The organism is Kitasatospora sp. NPDC049258 (assembly GCF_040678895.1).
Classification (GTDB): Bacteria; Actinomycetota; Actinomycetes; order Streptomycetales; family Streptomycetaceae; genus Kitasatospora.
In genome coordinates, this window is record NZ_JBFAQT010000042.1 from 20,286 (window position 1) to 38,903 (window position 18,618).

Annotated in this window: 16 protein-coding genes; 9 read left to right on the top strand and 7 right to left on the bottom strand. The window is 76.0% G+C overall.

From position 1 onward, the window contains the following. The first annotated feature begins 4 nt into the window (after positions 1-4). On the top strand, positions 5-1,630 hold the full coding sequence (locus tag AB0K43_RS26415; RefSeq protein WP_363643940.1) for an acyl-CoA dehydrogenase family protein: 1,626 nt from the start codon (positions 5-7) through the stop codon (positions 1,628-1,630). After that, positions 1,627-2,514 (top strand): amidohydrolase family protein, encoded by an 888-nt coding sequence (locus AB0K43_RS26420; protein WP_363643942.1) that lies wholly within the window; start codon positions 1,627-1,629, stop codon positions 2,512-2,514. Before AB0K43_RS26415 ends, AB0K43_RS26420 begins: the two co-directional genes overlap by 4 nt. Positions 2,515-2,871: 357 nt before the next feature. Here the strand turns inward: AB0K43_RS26420 and AB0K43_RS26425 are convergent, their stop codons facing one another. Then, on the bottom strand, positions 2,872-3,657 hold the full coding sequence (locus tag AB0K43_RS26425; RefSeq protein ID WP_363643944.1) for an inositol monophosphatase family protein: 786 nt from the start codon (positions 3,655-3,657) through the stop codon (positions 2,872-2,874). 97 nt (positions 3,658-3,754) lie between these two features. Here AB0K43_RS26425 and AB0K43_RS26430 point away from each other — a divergent pair, with 97 nt between their 5' ends. Both AB0K43_RS26430 and AB0K43_RS26435 read left to right on the top strand, forming a co-directional pair. Beyond that, on the top strand, positions 3,755-4,732 hold the full coding sequence (locus AB0K43_RS26430; protein ID WP_363643946.1) for an Lrp/AsnC family transcriptional regulator: 978 nt from the start codon (positions 3,755-3,757) through the stop codon (positions 4,730-4,732). 40 nt (positions 4,733-4,772) lie between these two features. Next, positions 4,773-4,988, top strand: coding sequence for a DUF2277 domain-containing protein (locus AB0K43_RS26435; RefSeq protein WP_363643949.1), 216 nt, complete (start codon positions 4,773-4,775; stop codon positions 4,986-4,988). A gap of 122 nt (positions 4,989-5,110) precedes the next feature. On the opposite strand, the gene AB0K43_RS26440 is transcribed toward AB0K43_RS26435, so the two are convergent. From AB0K43_RS26440 to AB0K43_RS26450, 3 genes are all read right to left on the bottom strand, one after another. Continuing rightward, positions 5,111-6,331 (bottom strand): damage-control phosphatase ARMT1 family protein, encoded by a 1,221-nt coding sequence (locus AB0K43_RS26440; RefSeq protein ID WP_363643951.1) that lies wholly within the window; start codon positions 6,329-6,331, stop codon positions 5,111-5,113. Between the two features lie 28 nt (positions 6,332-6,359). Then, positions 6,360-6,851: a DUF2269 family protein gene (locus AB0K43_RS26445; protein WP_363643953.1), complete on the bottom strand. Its 492-nt coding sequence runs from the start codon at positions 6,849-6,851 to the stop codon at positions 6,360-6,362. Positions 6,852-6,985: 134 nt separating this feature from the next. Then, positions 6,986-7,681: a 4'-phosphopantetheinyl transferase superfamily protein gene (locus AB0K43_RS26450; protein WP_363643956.1), complete on the bottom strand. Its 696-nt coding sequence runs from the start codon at positions 7,679-7,681 to the stop codon at positions 6,986-6,988. Between the two features lie 275 nt (positions 7,682-7,956). Between AB0K43_RS26450 and AB0K43_RS26455 the strand changes: the two genes are divergently transcribed. Next, complete coding sequence (locus AB0K43_RS26455; protein WP_363643958.1) at positions 7,957-9,333, top strand: choice-of-anchor A family protein; 1,377 nt, start codon at positions 7,957-7,959, stop codon at positions 9,331-9,333. 88 nt (positions 9,334-9,421) lie between these two features. Here the strand turns inward: AB0K43_RS26455 and AB0K43_RS26460 are convergent, their stop codons facing one another. Continuing rightward, complete coding sequence (locus AB0K43_RS26460) at positions 9,422-9,913, bottom strand: F0F1 ATP synthase subunit B (RefSeq protein WP_363643960.1); 492 nt, start codon at positions 9,911-9,913, stop codon at positions 9,422-9,424. A gap of 158 nt (positions 9,914-10,071) precedes the next feature. On the opposite strand from AB0K43_RS26460, the gene AB0K43_RS26465 reads away from it, so the two are divergent. The 4 genes from AB0K43_RS26465 to AB0K43_RS26480 all read left to right on the top strand — a co-directional run bounded on the left by AB0K43_RS26465 (position 10,072) and on the right by AB0K43_RS26480 (position 16,499). After that, entirely contained in the window at positions 10,072-10,449 is a 378-nt protein-coding gene (locus tag AB0K43_RS26465; protein ID WP_363643962.1) for a CU044_2847 family protein, read from the top strand. Between the two features lie 8 nt (positions 10,450-10,457). Beyond that, positions 10,458-12,335: a trypsin-like peptidase domain-containing protein gene (locus AB0K43_RS26470; protein ID WP_363643964.1), complete on the top strand. Its 1,878-nt coding sequence runs from the start codon at positions 10,458-10,460 to the stop codon at positions 12,333-12,335. A gap of 68 nt (positions 12,336-12,403) precedes the next feature. After that, positions 12,404-13,411 carry a MoxR family ATPase gene (locus AB0K43_RS26475; RefSeq protein ID WP_363643966.1) on the top strand — a complete coding sequence of 336 codons (1,008 nt, stop codon included), beginning with the start codon at positions 12,404-12,406 and terminating at the stop codon, positions 13,409-13,411. Then, positions 13,401-16,499, top strand: a complete 3,099-nt coding sequence (locus AB0K43_RS26480) for a TIR-like protein FxsC (RefSeq protein ID WP_363643968.1) — start codon at positions 13,401-13,403, stop codon at positions 16,497-16,499. Before AB0K43_RS26475 ends, AB0K43_RS26480 begins: the two co-directional genes overlap by 11 nt. Here AB0K43_RS26480 and kynU read toward each other — a convergent pair. Both kynU and AB0K43_RS26490 read right to left on the bottom strand, forming a co-directional pair. Then, positions 16,474-17,706 (bottom strand): kynureninase, encoded by a 1,233-nt coding sequence (gene kynU / locus AB0K43_RS26485; protein WP_363643970.1) that lies wholly within the window; start codon positions 17,704-17,706, stop codon positions 16,474-16,476. The genes AB0K43_RS26480 and kynU overlap by 26 nt on opposite strands. Then, positions 17,703-18,533, bottom strand: coding sequence for a tryptophan 2,3-dioxygenase family protein (locus AB0K43_RS26490; protein WP_363643972.1), 831 nt, complete (start codon positions 18,531-18,533; stop codon positions 17,703-17,705). Before AB0K43_RS26490 ends, kynU begins: the two co-directional genes overlap by 4 nt. Positions 18,534-18,618 lie beyond the last annotated feature (85 nt).

The following is an 18,618-nucleotide window of genomic DNA, read 5'->3' on the forward strand; positions in this document are numbered from 1 at the left end:
CCTGATGCCCGCCACCCACGAGGTCACCAACCAGGTGCCCGCCCCGTACGGCCACGACGTGGCCGAGGACCCGACCCTGCTGGCCGCCCTGCACCGGGCCGGGGCCGGCTGGGCGGAGCCCGAGCTGCACGAGCTCGGGGTGCTGGCCGGCTCCGAGCAGGCCGCCGAGTGGGGACGGCTGGCCAACGAGAACCCGCCCGTACTGCGCACCCACGACCGCTGGGGCCACCGGATCGACGAGGTGGAGTTCCACCCGTACTGGCACGAGCTGATGCGGGTCGCCGTCGGCCACGGCCTGCACGCCGCGCCCTGGCGGGACGACCGGCCGGGCGCGCACACCGCGCGGGCCGCCAAGTTCCACGTCTGGAGCCAGGTCGAGGCCGGACACACCTGCCCGATCTCGATGACCTACGCCGCCGTCCCCGCGCTCCGGGCCACGCCGGCTCTGGCCGAGCCGCTGGAGCCGCTGCTCGCCTCCCGGGAGTACGACTTCGGGCTGCGCGAGCCGCACGCCAAGCGCGGCCTGATCGCCGGCATGTCGATGACCGAGAAGCAGGGCGGCTCCGACGTCCGGGCCAACACCACCACCGCCACCCCGCAGCCGGACGGGACCTACCGGCTGACCGGGCACAAGTGGTTCACCTCCGCCCCGATGTCCGACCTGTTCCTGACCCTGGCCCAGGCGCCCGGCGGGCTGAGCTGCTTCATGCTGCCGCGGGTGCTGCCGGACGGCGGCCGCAACCGGCTGCTGCTGCAGCGGCTCAAGGACAAGCTCGGCAACAAGTCCAACGCCTCCGCCGAGATCGAGTACGACGGCGCGGTCGGCTGGCTGGTCGGCGAGGAGGGCCGCGGGGTGCGGACCATCATCGAGATGGTCAACATGACCCGGCTCGACTGCACCATCGGCGCCGCCGCCGGGATGCGCTACGGCACGCTGCGCGCCGTCCACCACGCCACCCACCGACGGGCGTTCGGCGCGGCCCTGATCGACCAGCCGCTGATGCGCAACGTGCTGGCCGACCTGGTGGTCGAGTCCGAGGCCGCCACCGCCGTCGCCATGCGGCTGGCGGAGGCCACCGACCGGGCGCTCGGCGGTGACGAGAACGAGGTGCTGGTGCGGCGGCTCGGCCTGGCCGTCGCCAAGTACTGGGTCTGCAAGCGCGGGCCGGCGCACGCCGCCGAGGCGCTGGAGTGCCTGGGCGGCAACGGCTACGTCGAGGAGTCGGGGATGCCCCGGCTCTACCGGGAGGCGCCGCTGGTCTCGATCTGGGAGGGCTCCGGCAACGTCGCCGCACTGGACGCGCTGCGGGCCATGGCCCGCGGCCCCGAGACGGTGGAGGCCCTGCTCGGCGAGCTCGACCTCGCGGCCGGCGCCGACCACCGGCTCGACGCCGCCGTCGCGGCGCTGCGCAAGCAGCTCGGGGACACCACCGAGGTGGAGTACCGCACCCGCCGCCTGGTCGAGTCGATGGCCCTGGCCTTCCAGGGCGCGCTGCTGGTCCGCCACGGCGACCCGGCGGTGGCCGACGCCTTCTGCGCCTCCCGGCTCGGCGGCGACCACGGCGCGGCCTTCGGGACCTTGCCGGTCGGGGTCGACACCGCGGCCGTGCTGGGCCGGGTCCGGCTGTGACGGAGAGCGCCGAAGTCCGGTCGTTCTGGCGCGGGTTGGGCCTGCCCGGCCTGATCGACGTCCATACCCACTTCATGCCGGAGCGGGTGCTGGCCAAGGTGTGGGCGTACTTCGACTCGGCGGGGCCGTTGACCGGGCGGCCGTGGCCGATCGCGTACCGCCAGGACGAGCGGCAACGGGTGGACACGCTGCGGGAGTTCGGGGTGCGGGCGTTCACCGCGATGCTGTACCCGCACAAGCCGGAGATGGCCGCCTGGCTGAACGCCTGGGCGGCCGACTTCGCCGCCCGGACGCCGGACTGCCTGCACACCGCCACCTTCTTCCCCGAGCCCGGCGCCGGGCGGTACGTGGCGGCGGCGCTGGACGGCGGGGCGCGGGTGTTCAAGGCGCATGTCCAGGTCGGCGGGTACGACCCCAACGACCCGCTGCTGGACCAGGTCTGGGGCCTGCTGGCGGAAGCCGGCACGCCGGTGGTGGTGCACTGCGGCTCCGGCCCGGCGCCGGGGAAGCACACCGGCCCGGGCCCGATCGGGGCGGTGCTCGCCCGGCACCCGGAGCTCCGGCTGATCGTCGCGCACCTGGGGCTGCCGGAGTACGCCGACTTCCTCGACCTCGCCGAGCGCCACCGGCACGTCCGGCTGGACACCACCATGGTGTTCACCGACTTCACCGAGCTGACCGCGCCCTTCCCGCCGGCCGAACTCCCGCGCTTGGCCGCACTCCAGGACCGGATCCTGCTCGGCACCGACTTCCCCAACATCCCCTACGGCTACCCGCACGCCCTGCACGCGCTCGCCCGCCTCGGGCTTGGCGCGGACTGGCTGCGGGCGGTCTGCCACGACAACGCCGCACGCCTGTTCGGCCTGCCGCCGGGCGCGCCATGACCCGGCCCGCCCTGCGCCCGCTCGACCAGGGCACTGACCACGATCCTCACGGCGTTCGCCCTGATGCTCGGCGGTCTGTTCTTCGCGACCGGGGCGCAGGACCGGTCACCTGGAGCACACCAGGCCCGCCGGCCACTGGGCCGACGAGAACGACAGCTACGGCACCCACAAGGGCAGCTCGATCGCGGTCGACGGCAACGTGAGCGCGGGCACCTACTGCGTGAAGCTGTGGATCAAGAACGGGTCGAGCTGGTACTACGCCGGCCAGGGCTGCCTCAACGTGCACCCCTGAGCCGCCGCTGCGCCGACCCACCACCGCCGTGGCCGGCCCGGATCACCGGGCCGGCCACGGCGCGTTCAGCCCACTGTGGCGAGCACGTCCAGCAGTTCGCGGTGCAGGCTCGGCGCCGCGGCCACGAAACCGTCCGAACACGGCGTCCACGGCAGGCCGCGCGGATCGGTCACCGCGGCGCCCGCCTCCCGGGCGATCAGCGCGCCGGGGAGCAGGTTGGTGACGTCCGAGCCGTACTCCCAGAACAGGCCGAGGTGACCCGAGCCGACCTGGGCGACCTGCAGCGCGGTCGGCCCCAGGTTCCGCACGGCCAGCACGTGCGGCACGACCGCGGACAGCGACTCGCCGGCCCGGCGCAGCGCGACCGCGTCCCGGGCGAGCAGCGGGGGCTGGCCGGTGGCGGCCACGGCCGCGGCGAGTGCCCGGGCGGGCGGCGCGATCGGCCGGCCGTTCAGCCGGGCGCCGGCGCCCGCCGCCGCGGTGTAGGTCACCCGCTGGAGCGGGGCGTGCACCACCGCCAGCACCGGTTCGCCGTCCCGCAGCAGGGTGGCGGTGACCGCCCAGTGCGGCAGCCCGCTCAGGTACTGCACCGCGCCGTCGATGGCGTCGCACACCCACCACTCGCCGTCGCCGGGCACGGCGTCGGTGAGCTCGTCCTCCCACCAGGCCGCCCGCGGCCGCAGCGCGTGCAGCCGCTCGCGCAGCAGCCCGGCGGCCGGCCCGTCGACCGCGGCGAAGGCCGCCAGCGCGTCCGCGACCGTCACGGCGGGCACCGGCTCGGTGGCTTGGCGCTCCGCGAGCCGTCCGCCGACCTCCCGCACCGCTTCGACCAGCCCGGTGATGATGTCCATGTCCGTCCTCCTGCTCGTTCTTCGGCAGGACGAGGACTATCGTGATCCCGGCCGGTACCGGCCCTTGCCGTACCTGATCCTGCGGAGATCGGACACCATGGACACCGGAGCTGCGGATCCCGCCACCGTGCTGGACGAGCTGGACCGCCGGCTGGTCTGCGCCCTCCAGGTGGACGGCCGGGCCGAGACCGGCCGGATCGCCGAGGTGCTCGGGGTCTCCGCCCGGACCGTCACCCGCCGGCTGGCCCGGCTCACCGGGGCCGGCGTGGTCCGGGTGGTGCTGATGCCGGACGCCCGGGACTCGGCGGTCGGCGCGGTGCTGCTGAGGGTGCGGGTGCTCAAGGGCAAGGTCGACACCATCGCCCACGCGCTGGCCGCCCGGCCGGACGTGCCCTTCGTCGACGTGATGCTGGGCGGCCAGGAGATCGGCGCCGTGGTGCTCGGCGACGGCGGCGCCCGGGACCGCCTGCTGCACGCCCAACTGCCCGCCACCGGGGCCGTGCTGGAGACCGTCCCGTACGCCGTGCTGCACCTGTTCGCGGACGCCGGCCACTGGCGTGCCGGGTATCTCACCCCGGCCCAGGAGGCAGCCCTCGCCCCGCCGCCCGCGAGCACCCCGGCGCCGGAGCCGGACGCCCTGGACCACCGGCTGCTGGCCGCCCTCGCCGTGGACGCCCGGCAGTCGCACGCCGCGCTGGGCACCCTGCTCGGGGCCCCGGAGTCGACCGTCCGCCGCCGGCTGCACCGGCTCGCGGCCGGCGGCCTGCTGCGCACCCACGCCACGGTGGACCCGCGGCTGCTCGGTATGGCGGTCGACGCCAACCTGTGGTTGGACGTGCCGCCCGGGCGGCTGGCCGCGGTGGGGGAGGCGCTGGCCCGGCACCCGCAGGTGCACGGCGTGCTCGCCACCAGCGGCCCGGCCAACCTGATGGCCACGGTCTTCTGCGCCGACCACGCCGGGCTCTACCGGTTCACCACCGAGACCCTGGGCCCGCTGGGCGTCAACCGGGCCGAGACCGCGATCGTGGCCCGGGCCGTGAAGCGGGCCGGCGTGCTGCTGCCGCGGCTGCCCTGAATCCGTGCCCCCCGCGGGCGCCGCGCGGCAGACTGGAGGCATGTGCCGCAGCATCAAGACCCTCAGGCCGCCGATGGCCCTCGACGTCACCGACGAGGACATCCGGGCCGCCGCGCTCCAGTACGTCCGCAAGATCTCCGGCTTCCGCGCCCCGGCCGCCCACAACCGGGCGGTCTTCGAGGAGGCGGTCGACGCCGTCGCGGCGGCCACCGCCCGGCTGCTCGACGGCCTGGAAGTGCGGGGCGCCACAGGCTAGCCGCAGCGGCGGGGTGGTCCCCCAGCGCCGGCCATCCCACCGCTGAGGCGCGACGACGGCCCGATAGCCTCGGGGGACGGGGTCATCGCGCGGTGCTACCACTGTGCCGTTGGCGAGCGCCTTCACGCCGCAGGGCCGATGGGCCCGGCATCTCCACCTGGAGCCTGACCCGGCCCGCCGAGCCGCCGGCGGTGCCCGTCGGCCGGGTGGACCTGGAGGACGGCGTGGTGGCCGGTGGTGCGCCAGGGCTCGCCGGTGCGGTCGAGGTCGGCGACCAGGGGCGCGGGCAGGCCCACCACCACGTCCGACTTCAGCGTGCGCAGTGCCGCGACCGGGGACGGGAAGTGGTCGACCGCGGCGGCGAAGCCGGTGGTCGGGGGCCAGTGGCGGTCGCCGACCAGGCGGCGGTAGTTGAGGTCGCCCTTGAGGATCGTCATGGTGGCGCCGGAGAACTCCGCGCGCAGCTCCGCCGGCAGGTCGTGGAACGGCAGCGGCGCGCAGAAGAACGGGTGGGTGCGGGCGGTGAGGGTGCCGTCGTTCATCGCCCGCCACAGCCGCCGGCCGATCGGGCCGGCGCCGGTGCGCAGCCGTTCGAGGGTGGCCAGCAGGTCGGCCGTGGTCGCGTCGGAGACGAAGTACGGCTGTGGCTTCAGGTACAGGTCCACGGTGCCGGCCAGCCCGGTGGTCAGCAGGTGGTCGATCAGCGCGAGGTCCGGCAGCAGCTCCCGCCCGGCGTTGTCCGCCACCACGCACACCCGCCCGCCGGCGCCCCGCTCCAGCGCGCCCCACAGCGCGGCCCGCCGGTCCACCAGCACCCCCGAACCGCCGGGCCCGCCGGCCGCCCCCGCGGTGAGCTGGAAGCCGAGGTCGGCCCGGTTGCCCCAGAGCGCGGAGGTGAGCAGCGCATCCGCCCGGCCGGCCTCGGGCAGCTCCCGGAGGGCGGCCAGCTCCTGGTCCACCGCCGCGCTCGCCAACTCGGCGGCCTTGAACGGTGCGAACGGGTCGACCCCCTGCCAGGCGCCTGCCCGGAAGTAGCCGGTGGCCTCCAGCAGCCGCCGGTAGAAGTAGCTCTCGGCCCACAGGAACGGCGCCTGCCCCCACGGCCGCCCCCACAGCCCCTCGCCCCGGGCCAGCCACTCGGCGTGGTCGTGGGCGCCCGGGTCCAGTGGCTCCAGGACGCCGGTGGTGCTCTCGGCGAGCAGCCGTTCGACCGCCGCCCGTTCCACCGGCCCGTACGGCAGCGCGGCGAGCACCCGGCGGACCAGCTCGGGGTGCCGCTCGTGGAAGACCGTCCAGGCGAAGGAGCCGGGGAGGTCGCTGTGGATCACGGGTGCGGTCGGCACGATGGGGCCCGTCGGGGAAGGGGATCGGTCAGGCACCGGTGGTCGAACCGGGGCGGATCACCATCATGACCACCACCACCGCCCAGAGCAGGTTGAACACCCCGGCGGTCATCGGCAGCAGCCGCAGGCCGCGCTCGGCCCGGGCCCGGTCGTCCCCGGCCGGGTCGGCGGCGTCCAGGGCGTCGATCGTCGCCTGCTGCGCGGGCACCACGAAGAGCAGCAGGGTGCCGGCGGACAGCGCGGTGAGCACGATCGAGACGATCAGCCAGGGCTGGCCGATGATGCCCATCACCTGGGCGGTGCCGACGCCGAGCATCGGCACCGCGATCCCGAGCAGCGCGTAGACGTTGGTGATCCGGTGCAGCAGCCGCACCGAGGCGCCCGCCGTGGCCTGCTCCGGGCCCGCCCCCGCCGCCAGGGCGGCCCGCGCGCGGGCCGGGAACATGCTGACCGCGACCGCCACCGGGCCGATGAACAGGACCGAGGCCAGGACGTGCAGGCTCAGCAGGAACTTGGCCATGGTGCGGGAATCCTTACGCGCGCGGGAGGTGCCACCGAGGGCCCGCCGGCGGGCCACAGGGACGCTAACACCCGCTTGTCGATCCGCCGGCGGCCGGGTCGTGGCCGGGGCGGGACCGGTCGGGGCCGCCCCGGTCAGGCCGTCCCGATCACCGCCGGCACCGGGCTGGCGACCGCGACCAGGGCGCCGCGCAGCCGGTCGGTGCGGTCGAGGATGTGCAGGTCCTCGAAGGCGTGCACGGTGTCCGCGGGCCCGTCCGGCAGGCCCGGGGGGAGGGCGGAGAGGTCTACCTCGGCGAGGGTGTCGAGGTGCGCCCGGCCGATCTTGACCAGGGCCTCCTTGCGCACCCACTGCCGCAGGAACGCGTGCCCGGGGTCGGGGTGCGCGGCCACCTGCGCCCGCTCGGCCTCGGTGAGCACCCGGGCGAGCAGCGAGGGGTCGGGCGCGGGGCGGTCCAGCACCTCCACGTCGATGCCGACCGGCACCCGGCCGGCCGCGGCGGCCACCACGCCCGCGGTGTGGGAGAGGCTGAGCCAGATCTCGGGCCGGTCGGCCAGCCGCGGCCGGCCGTGGCCGGTGAGCCCGCAGCCGGGGCAGTGCTGCTCGAAGGCGAGCGCGGCCGGCGGCAGCCCGAGCTGCCGGGCGGCGCACAGCCGGACCAGGATGTGCGCGGCGATGAAGTCCCGCCGGGTGGACTCCTTGCGGAACCGGTCGGCGCGCTCCCGCTCGATCGGGTTCAGCAGCTGCCGGCTGGCGTCGGGGTGCCCGAGCACCTCCGCGGTCGTGGCCACGATCGCCAGTGGCGCCGGCCCGTCGGTCCCGTACGGCATCCCGCTCCTCCCCTGACCCTCTTCCTACGGGTACCAACCTACCCGCCCGCCAAGGCTGTTCCCCGATCGCATCGGTGAGTGGTATCGCCGCCGGTGAGCTGCGGCGGCGGCCCGGGGCGGGCCGCCCCGGTGGGCGGCGACGGAACTGACGGACCGTCACGGGGCCGGCCGGATGAATCCGCCGGGGGCCGGGGCGTGGTGCGGAGCGGTCCCCGTCCGGACGGTCTTGGGTGATGAGGGCCCACTGTTCGAACCCCAGCCGATCGGAGACAGCCGTGGTAGCACGGACCCGTACGCCCGCCGCGCCGCGGCGCCGCACGACCACCCCCGGGCGGGTCGCCCTGGCGGCCGGACTGGCCGTCCCACTGTTCGGCGCGGCCGCGCTGATCAGTGCCGCGCCGCTGCCGCCGCCGCTCGGCGCCTGCACCGGCGCCGCCTGCCCGAACCCGTTCCCCGGCCACAACAACGGGCCGTTCGCCGGGCGGGACGCCTCCATCAGCGTCTTCACCGGCGGCGGCTTCGCCGTGCGCGGGCGGGCGGCCGAGGCCGAGGGGCAGATCGTCGTGCTCGGTGACATCAGCGTCGACAAGACCGGCGGCGGCTCCTACAACATGGGCGTCGCCGGGGTCGGCTCCCGGGTGCCCCCGCCGGACGGCACCGACTTCGTCACCACCGGCGGCACCCTCACCGTGGGCACCGGGACCACCCTGCTGGTCGGCGAGGGCGACCCCGCCTTCCCCGCGGCCCCCTCCGCCTGGGGCAACGTGCGCCACCGCGGCGCCACCAGCGGCACCGTGAGCATCGCGCCGAACGGGCAGTCGATCCAGGACGACGCGGCGAGCGACAGGTACGCCTACCTGCGCCCGCTGGTCACCGACCTGTCCACCTGCGTCGCCGCGGCCACCACCACCGGGACGGTGACCTCGGACGGTTTCACCGTGACCTTCGCCGGCGACAACACCAGCGCGCGGCAGGTCTTCGACGTGCCCGGCAGCATCGGCACCGCGGACCGGGCCGTCGACCTGGTGTTCACCGGCATCCCGGCCGGCGCGACCGTGCTGGTCAACCTGATGGCGCCGGACGCGCTGATCAACACCAACACCGGCTCGGCGCTGCCGGGGGACCAGCTCACCGGGCTCGGTCCGAAGCTGATGTGGAACTTCCCGACCGCGACCACCGCGAAGATCACCGGCGGCGCCCAGTTCCAGGGCTCGGTGCTCGGCGGCAACCCGGCCGGCACCACCACGCTGTCCACACCCGGGCTGGACGGCCGGGTCTACCTGGCCGGCAGCCTGCTGCACGACTCCCCGCAGACCGGCGTGGAGATCCACAACTACCCGTTCAACGGGGACCTGCCCGACTGCGAGAGCCCGTCGCCCTCGCCCAGCGAGTCGGAGTCGGTCTCCCCGACGCCTTCGCCCAGCCCGTCGGAGTCGGAGTCGAGCTCGCCCTCTCCCTCCGCCAGCAGCGCGCACCCGAGCCACAGCACGAGCGCGCCGGTGACCAGCCCTTCCACCGGCCACTCGCACGGCCCGCTGCCGTCCACCGGCACGGCCCGGCTGCTGCCGGTCGGCGCGGCCGCGGGCGGACTGCTGATCGCCGGCGGGACGGCGCTGTTCCTGGCCTGGCGACGCAAGGGCCGACACAGCTGACCCCCGGCAGGCGCCGCTGACCCGGGGCCGACACAGCTGACCTGAGGCCGGCCGGACCCACCTGGGGCCGGCCGGCCCCGGTGTGTCTCTAGGCCCCGCGCGAGTCGAGGAACCGCTCGACGGTCCGTCGCTGTTCGGCGAGGTCGGCGAGCGATTCGCCGACCACCCGGCCGGCCAGCTCGATCGCCAGATCGCCCACCTGGGCGTGCAGTTCGATCTCGGCCAGCTCGCGGTCCAGGGCGATCGCCGCACGCGCCGCGGCGACCAGTTCGGCGCGCTCGCGCTGGCCCTCGGCGCGGATCTCTGCCATCAGGGCCAGCCCCTGCTCGGTGGCCTCCTGGCGGATCCGGGCCGCCTCGTGCTGGGCGGTGCTGATCTCGTGGCGCAGCGCGGCGAGGGTGTCCTCGGCCTCGGCGCGCAGCTGCTCGGCACGCTCCTGCCGGCCCTCGGTGGCGTCCCGCCGCTCGGCGAGTATTCGCTCGACCCGGGGCAGCAGCACCTTGCCGAGGAGGGCGAAGGTCACGAAGAACACCAGTAGTCCGATGAGGAGTTCGGCCGGGTCAGGCTTCAGAGGTCCCATGGTGTCGACGGTAGCCGCTGGCCTACTGTCATGTCCTGTGAACAAGAGGGAGACAGCTCACGCCCGGATCGGGTTTGAGCGCTCCCCGCCGGGTGCAGGCTGGCAACGATCGCCACTGGCCCGGTAGGACCATCGCAGCTATCCCTGGGGGGCGTGCCGTGCCGGACTGCATCGAGTTCCTGACCGCCGAGGGTGCCGTGATCCGGGTCGAGACCGCCGCGGCGGCCCCGACCGGCTACCCCGGGGCGGACGAGGCCCCGTACGGGATGGAGCCGGTCGGCCGGGGCGCGGCCGGCCCGGTCCGGCAGGCCACGGCCGGCTTCGAACAGGCGCTGGAGGGTGTCCGGGCGGCCGCCCGGTCCGCGCTGGCGGTCTTCCGCGACGAGAGCCTCCGGCCGGACGCGGTGGAGATAGAGTTCGGCGTCCGGCTGACCGCGGAGGCCGGCGCCCTGATCGCGCGCACCGGCGGCGAGGCCCACCTGACCGTCAGACTCTCCTGGGGCCAAGGAAGTTCGGGCGCAGCGGACCGGCCCTGAGCCCGCCGATGCCGGAAGTCCGCTGGCTGGTCCGGATCGACACCGCGGAGGCCGCCCCGACCGTCGGGGCGGGGATACTGATCTCCGAGCGGGAGGTGCTCACCTGCGCCCACGTGGTGCAGGGTGCCGAGCGCGCCACCGTCCGGCTGGTGAACCGGCCCGACCACCCCGCGCTGCCCGCCACCGTGATGCTGCGCGGCCCCTGGCCGAGCCGCCCGGCCGGCGGCGGTGACGTGGCCGTGCTGCTGCTGGACCGCCCGGTGCCGCCGCAGGTGGCCGAGCCCGCGACCTTCGCCCCGCCGCACCGCTGGGCCCGCCGGCCCGAGCCGCTCACCGCCTACGGCTTCCCGGTAGGCCACGACAGCGGGCTCAGCAGCGAGGTCAGGCTGACCAGAGGCGGCTTCCGGATCGGCGGCGAGCTGCTCCAACTGGAGCACGAGGGCACCGGGATGCCGCTCTCGCCGGGCTTCAGCGGAGGTCCGGTGGTGCTCGCGGACACCGGCGAGGTGGTCGGGATGGTGACGGCCGCCCAGGACACCGTGGGCATCGTGCGCAGCCCCGGCGACCGCGGCCGGCCGACCGTCCGGCTCGGGCGGATGCTGCCCGGAGAGGTGATCGCCGGCTATGTGCCGCAGCTCGCCGACCGGCTGCCGGGGCTGCCGCTGCCGGCCCCGGCGGTACGGGAGTTGCGGCTGCTGCTGGTCGGTGAGACGCCGCCGGCCGACCCGCTGGAGCTGTACCGCGCGGCGGTCGGTCCGCTCGGCTGCCTGGAGCCGCCCAGCCGGCCGGGCACGCTCTGGGAGGCCTGCTGGTACCTGCTGACCGAGACCCTGGCGCCGCCCGGCCGGGCCCATCCCGTGCTGGCCTTCGTGGCGCTGACGGCCGAGGCGGCGACGGCCGGTCCGCTCGGCCCCGAACTGCGGAGCTGGCTGGCCGACTGGGCCCCGGCCGGCCCCGCGCCCGCCGTGCCTGCCGGGTCCGCCCCGACCGGCGCGCCTGCCGTGCCCGCCGTGCCCGCCGTGCCCGCGACGGTCCGGCCGGCCGAGCGCTGGCGCCCGATCCTGGTCGAGATCATCCCCAGCGGCGCCGGCCGGGCGATGTTCCACGTCACCGTCTCCGCCGTGCGGGCCGGCCGTCCGGTCGACCCGCACAGCCGGGCCGCTCTGCGACTCGGCCCGGGGATCCGCAAGTTCGTCCGGGAGCGGATCGACCACGAGCTCGGCCTGCTGGAGGCGGACGGCGCCGAACTGGTGGTCTTCGCGGTGCCGCGCCGGCTGCTCACCGAGGCCGTCCACAGCTGGGCCCGGGACACCGACTTCGGCCCGCTCGGCGCCGACCACGCGGTGGTGGTGGTCGACCAGCAGCGCCGCGCCGACCCGGTGGACCGGCTCCAGCTGGAGCGCAAGTGGGCGGTGTCACGCGACCGGCGGACCACCCGGCTGCACCAGGTCGGGTGCGCCGAGCCGCCGGACCACAAGAAGCTCTACCACCACCTGCGCCCGCCCGAGCGGACCGAGCTGCCGGCCTTCCCCGGGCCGCCGCGCGGCGCCCCGTACGACCGGTTGCTGGCCGCCGCGCTCAAGGCCGGTGCGCCCGCCGTGCTCTGGGCCCGCTGCCCGTGCACCGCCGAGCACACCCCGGCCCGCGGCTGCCCGGGGGAGCGGTTCCTCGCCACCCTGGCGGCCGAACTGGCCGATGTCGGCCCGGCCGATCTGCCGCGCCGGGTCAAGGAGTTGCGGCACCGGGTGGAGGAGAGTGACGATCCTCAGGGGCACTGGGCGGCCGACCTGGTGCTGCTCTGGGAGGACCCGGAGGTCGTCCCGAGCCCGGCCCGTCCGTTCCGCACCGTCCCGACCGCCCCGCCGCTGCGCAGCACCGACCCATGACGGACGCCGGGCTCCCGCACCGCCCGACGCCGACCAGTGAAGGCACACCCGACCAGGAGCACATGCCCATGCCGTTGAAGCGGATCTACCGTGGCGCCGTCGAACCCCACGACGGCATCGCCGAGTTGCCCGCCCCGCCGCCCTGGCGGGCCTTCGACGGCGGCCCCGTGCTCGCCCCGCCGACCGGCCCGGCCGGCCTGGGCCCGACCCCGGTCGGCCACCGGGCGCAGACCTTCCGCCCCACCCGGGAGACCGTCGAGCTGGTCAACGCCGCCCTCCACCTGCGCCGGCCGCTGCTGGTCACCGGGCCGCCCGGCGGCGGCAAGTCCAGCCTGCCGTACGCGGTCGCCCGCGAGCTCGGCCTCGGGCCGGTGCTGCGCTGGAACATCACCAGCCGCTCCAGCCTGCGCGACGGCCTCTACCAGTACGACCCGCTGTCCCGCCTCTACGCGGCCAACCAGGCCGGCCCGGACGCCCGCTCCTCCGACCTGGACGAGCACCTGCGGCTCGGCCCGCTCGGCACCGCGCTGCTCCCGTACGGGCAGCCGCGGGTGCTGCTGATCGACGAGATCGACAAGGGCGACCTGGACCTGCCCAACGACCTGCTGCACGTCCTGGAGGAGGGCCAGTACGAGATCGACGAGCTGGTCCGCGCCGCGCCGCAGCAGCCCGAGGCGCGGGTGCTGACGGCGGACGGCGGCACCCGGGCGCCGATCCGCGGCGGCCGGGTGCGCTGCCGGGCCTTCCCGTTCACCGTGCTGACCAGCAACGCCGAGCGCGAGTTCCCGGCCGCCTTCCTGCGCCGCTGCGTGGTGCTGGAGCTGCGCCGCCCGCAGGGCCCCGAGCTGGAGGCCATCGTCAAATCCCATCTGCCCGAGACCGACGCCGAGTTGGTGGACGAGCTGGTGCAGGTCTTCCTCGCCCGGCGGGAGGAGGGCGAGCTGGCCACCGACCAGCTGCTGAACGCCATCTACCTCACCTCCCGGCCCGAGCTGGCCGACGCCGCCGACCGGGCGGCGCTGGCCGCCCAGGTGATGCCCTACCTCAGCCGGGGCCGGGACGACGATGTCTTCTGAGACCGGCGGCCTCGACCGGCTGGCCGCCCTGCTCACCGGCCTCGGCCTCGGCGAGCCCGGGCCGGTCGAACTGGCCGAGCTGCTCTGGCTGGCCGCCCGCAGCGCGGAGGCCGGCGCCGACCCCGAGCCGGAGCCCGCCGCGCCGGCCGGCGAGGACGGCCGGGACCACGACGGCACCGGCGCCGGCGGCACCGGCGGCGACAGCTGGACGGCCGCCGGGGGCAAGGAGTCCGCCCCGACCCGGGCCTCGCTGCACCTGCCCTCCGACGACCCCGCCGACCGGCTCGCCGACGCCGCGCCGGTCGCCGCCGCCAGCCCGCCGATGCTGGCCCGTCCGCTGATGCTCCAGCGGGCCCTGCGCCCGCTCAAGCGGCGGGTCCCGCACCCCCGGCGCCGGCTGCTGGACGAGGCCGCCACCGCCGACCGGCTCGCCGAGGCGCTGCGTTCCCCCCGCCCCGAAGGGCGCCGGCAGCCGGCCGCGCTGCGCTGGCTGCCGGTGCTGCGCCCGGACACCGAGCGCTGGCTCGACGTGCACCTGGTGCTGGACTGCGGCCCGACCATGGCGATCTGGCGGCCGCTGGCGCGGGAGCTGCGGGCGGTGCTCCAGCAGACCGGCGCCTTCCGCACGGTGGTGACCGCCCGGCTCGGCGCGGCGGGCACCCTCGGCGACTGCCGGCCGACCGACGGGCGCAGCGCCGTCCTGGTGCTGAGCGACTGCATGGGCCCGCAGTGGCGGCCCGGGCCGGCCGGCGACCGCTGGCACCGCACCCTGCTGGGGCTGGCCCGCCGGGTGCCGGTCGCGGTCGTCCAGCCGCTGCCCGAGCGGCTCTGGCCGCTGGCGGCGGTGCCGGCCGCGGCCGGCGAGTTCACCGCGGCGGAGGCCGGCCAGCCGGCCGTGGGGTACGGCTTCGCGCCGGTGGGCGCGGGGCGGCCGCCCGGTACGGTGGCGCTGCCGGTGCTGGAGCCCTCGGCCGACTGGCTGGCCAACTGGGCGCAGCTGGTGGGCAGTCCGACCGGCGGGCGGGTGTTCGGCGCGGCGCTGCTGGTCGGTGCGAACCGGTGCGCGGCCGAGGGTGAGCAGGGCCCGGAGCCGGACCGGCTGACGGCCGAGGAGCTGGTGCTGCGGTTCCGCTCGACGGCTTCCCGGGAGGCCTTCGCGCTGGCCGGACTGACCGCCCTGACCACGCCGGCGCTCCCGGTGATGCGGCTGCTCCAGCGGGCCGGCTTCGCCCGTCCGCAGCCGCAGCACCTGGCCGAGATCGTGGTCAGCGGGCTGCTGCGGGAACAGCCGGGCCGGCAGGGGTACTTCGACTTCCGGGCCGGGGTGCGGGAGGTGTTGCTGGGCACCGTGCCGCGGTCGACGGCGCACCAGGCGATCGACCTGCTGACCCGGATCGGGGGCGAGCTGACCGGGGCCCCGGCGTGGCCGGCGGCGGGCCGGGCCGCGTTCCCGGCGCTGGCCCCGACCGACCGCGGCGGGGTGGCGGCCCTGCTGGAGCAGCGCCCGTTCGCGCTGGTCGACCCGGAGGCGCTGCAGTTGCTCGGGGCGCGGGCCGGCACCGAGCTGCGGCCGTTCGACGCGCCGTCCGCGCCGGTGGAGCGGCATGACGCCGCGGGCCACGACCCCGCGGGCCATGACGCCGCGGGCCATGACGCCGCGGATCGGGACGCCGCGGGCCATGACGCCGGGGGCCGGGGCGCACAGCCGCACGGCCCGGCGCCGCACCCCCCGCTCGCCGCCCCCGCCGCCGAGGGCCTGCCCGATCCGGAGCGCTCCCGGGCGGTGCTGCTGCTCACCACCTCCCGGCTGGACGCCAGGGAGCCGCGCCGCCCGGACGAGTACCGCGCGCTGCGCGAACTGGCCGGCTTGGCCGAGGCGCTGGCGGATCCGTACCTGGTGGGGATGGACCGCCGGAACATCTGGCTCGGCGAGGACGACCCGGAGGGCTTCCTGCGGGCGCTGCGGCGGGCGGCGCAGGAGGCGGAGGACGCGCTGATCGTGCACCTCGGCGGTCCGGCGCCGGCGGTGGCGGCGGAGCCGGGGCAGCCGGCGGTGGAGCGGCCGGGCGCGGTCGGCTGGCAGACGGTGGCGGGGCTGGTGGCCGGTTCCGGGGCGGCCAAGCGGCTGCTGATCCTGGACGGTTTCACCGAGCCGTCGGCGGAGCCGGCGCCGACCCCGGCCGTGCAGGTCGACGCGCACCTGGTGATGGGGGTGCGGGACGCCGCCGAACGCTCGGTCGCGGGCTGCCTGGCCGCCGCTCTCCGGTTGGGCGATCCTTCGCTGCCACGGGAGGTGACGGCGAGTCAGGTGATCTCGATGGCGCTCTTCGAACAGCCCGCGCCGTCGTTCGGGGTACGGGAGCCGGAGGGCGGGCGGTCCTTCCCGCTCTCCCGCAACGCCGCGCTCCCGATCGGCCGCGGGCCGGTGGCCGGCCCGCCCTCGCACTCGGGCACCCGGCGCCGCGAGACCCAGCCGCTGGAGACGCCCCGGCCGTACTTCTTCCTGAGCTACTCGCGCGGCGCGGCCGCCGACCGCTGGGTGGAGCAGCTCTTCGACGACCTGAGCGAGGAGGTGCTGCAGCTCACCGACCTGCCGGCGGCGGTGCCGGCCGGTTTCGCCGACCGCGGCGCCGAGCTGGACAGTTGGGCCCGCTGGCAGATCACCGAGGCGCTGGCCGGCTGCCGGGTGTTCGTCCCGCTCTGCTCGCCGCGCTACTTCGCCGACGAGCGCTGCGGCCGGGAGTGGTACGGCTTCGCCCGGCGCGCCGAGCGCTCGCCGCGCGCGGCCGCCGGCTGGTCCAGCGGCATCGTGCCGGTGCAGTGGCAGCCCACCGAGCCGGCCCTGCTGCCCGACCCGGCCCGCCGGCTGGGCCTGGAGCACGGCGGATCCGGGGCCGACCAGCAGGCCGGCGGCCTCTACTCGCTGCTGCGGACCGGCCGGGGGCGCGGCCAGTACGAGCTGACCGTGCACCGGCTGGCGGTGCGGATCGTGCAGGTCGCGCACGAGACCCGGATCCCGGCCGCCCGGCCGCTCTCCTGGGAGTCGCTGGAGAACGCCTTCGCTACGTCACCGCCCCCCGGCAGCTGAACCGGTCCTCGCGCCACTCGCCGCTCTCCAGCACCTCGGCCAGCTGCCGGGCGGCGTCCCAGACGTCGGTGTACGAGAGGTAGAGCGGGGTGAAGCCGAACCGCAGCAGGTCGGGGGCGCGGAAATCGCCGATCACCCCGCGCGCGATCAGCGCCTGCATCACCGCGTACCCGTCCGGGTGGCGCAGCGAGACCTGGCTGCCCCGGCGGGCGGGTTCGAGCGGGGTCACCGTCGGCAGCCCGAGCGGTTCGACCAGCTCCAGGAACAGGCTGCTCAGGGCCAGGCTCTTGGCCCGGACGGCGGGCAGGTCGACCTTCTCCCAGACGTCCAGGCTGGCCTCCAACGCGGCCATCCCGAGCAGCGGCGGGGTGCCGGTGAGGAAGCGCCGGATGCCCTCGGTGGGCTCGTAGCCGGGCTCGAAGGCGAACGGCCGGGCGTGGCCGAACCAGCCGCTGAGCGGCTGCCTGGCGGCTGCCTGGTGGCGCTCGGCCGCGTACAGGAAGGCGGGGCCGCCCGGGCCGCCGTTGAGGTACTTGTAGCTGCAGCCGACCGCGAAGTCGACCTGGCAGCGGTCGAACTCGACCGGCATCGCGCCGGCGCTGTGGCAGACGTCCCAGATCATCAACGCCCCGGCCCGGTGGACCCGTTCGGTGATCGCGGCCATGTCCAGCAGCTCGCCGGTGCGGTAGTCCACGTGCGACAGGACGACGACGGCGACCCGGTCGTCGAGCAGCCGGTCCAGGTCGGCGGCGCTCGGCAGCAGGGTCGGCTCCACCCCGTCGAAGAGCGAGGTGACGCCCTGCGCGATGTAGAGGTCGGTGGGGAAGGCGGAGCGCTCGGCGAGCACGGTGGGCCGGCCGGGCCGCAGCCGCAGCGCGGCGCCGAGCACCTTGAACAGGTTGACCGAGGTCGAGTCGCAGACCACCACCTGCCCGGGGGCGGCGCCGAGCAGCGGCGCGAGCCGCTCGCCGAGGCCCTGCGGCAGCTCGTACCAGCCGGCCTCGTTCCAGCTGCGGATCAGGCCCTCGCCCCACTCCTGCTCGACCATCCGGCGGACCCGCTCGGAGGTGGCACGCGGGAGTGCGCCGAGCGAGTTGCCGTCCAGGTAGAGCACCCCGGCCGGCAGCGCGAACTCGGCGCGCAGCCCGGCCAGCGGGTCGGCGGCGTCCAGGGCCGCGCAGCTCGTGCGGGTGTGGGTGTGGGTCACAGTGCGTTCCTCACGTTCCACAGTTCGGGGAAGACGTCCTGGTCGGCGGCCTGCTTCAGCCACTTCAGCCCGCTGGAGCCGCCGGTGCCGGGCTTGCTGCCCATCGAGCGCTTGACGGCGGCGTAGTGCCGCTGGCGCCAGCGGGTGACCCGCTCGGCGGTGTCCAGCAGGGCCTCGCCGAGCCGGGCCAGCTCGGCCAGCTCCGGGTCGCGGTAGACCGTGTGCCAGGCCTGCTCGACCTCTTCGCTGGCTCGGTGCCGGGTGGTGGCGGGCGTGTGCGGCACCGCGACGCCGCGCCGGTCGAGCAGCGCCAGCGCTTCGTCGTACAGGCTGGGGGAGCGCAGCGCGGCGCTCAGGTCGGCGTGGGTGGCCGGCGAGTCCTGGTACATCCTCAGCAGCGACTCGCTCTTGTTGCCGAGCATGAACTCCAGCCGCAGGAAGGCGGCGGACTGGAAGCCGGAGGCCTCGCCGAGCACCGAGCGGAAGCCGTTGAACTCGGCGGGCGTCATGGTGGCCAGCAGGTCCCAGGAGGCGACCAGCACGTCCTGGACGTGGGTGCCCCGGCGCAGTGCGGCCAGCGCGGCGGTGAGGTCGTCCTCGCGCAGCGCGTACCGGGCGGCCGTCCACTCGTGGTGCAGCAGGTCGAAGAGCAGCTCCATCACCTGGGTGCTGATGATGAACGAGTACTCCGCGGCCACCTTGCTGCGCGGCTGCTGCAGGCTGTGCAGCAGGTCGAGGTGCACGTAGCGGGCGTACGGGGTGCCGGTGCCCGGCTCCTGCGCGGGGTCGAAGGAGAGGTTCGGCCGGTCGGCGACGTCCCCATTCATGCTGGTTCCTCCTGGAACGCCGTGAATCGCCCGCCTGGCGGCGGGGTGGCACCTATTGTGCGGCGGCACAGGCTGCTCTTGAATG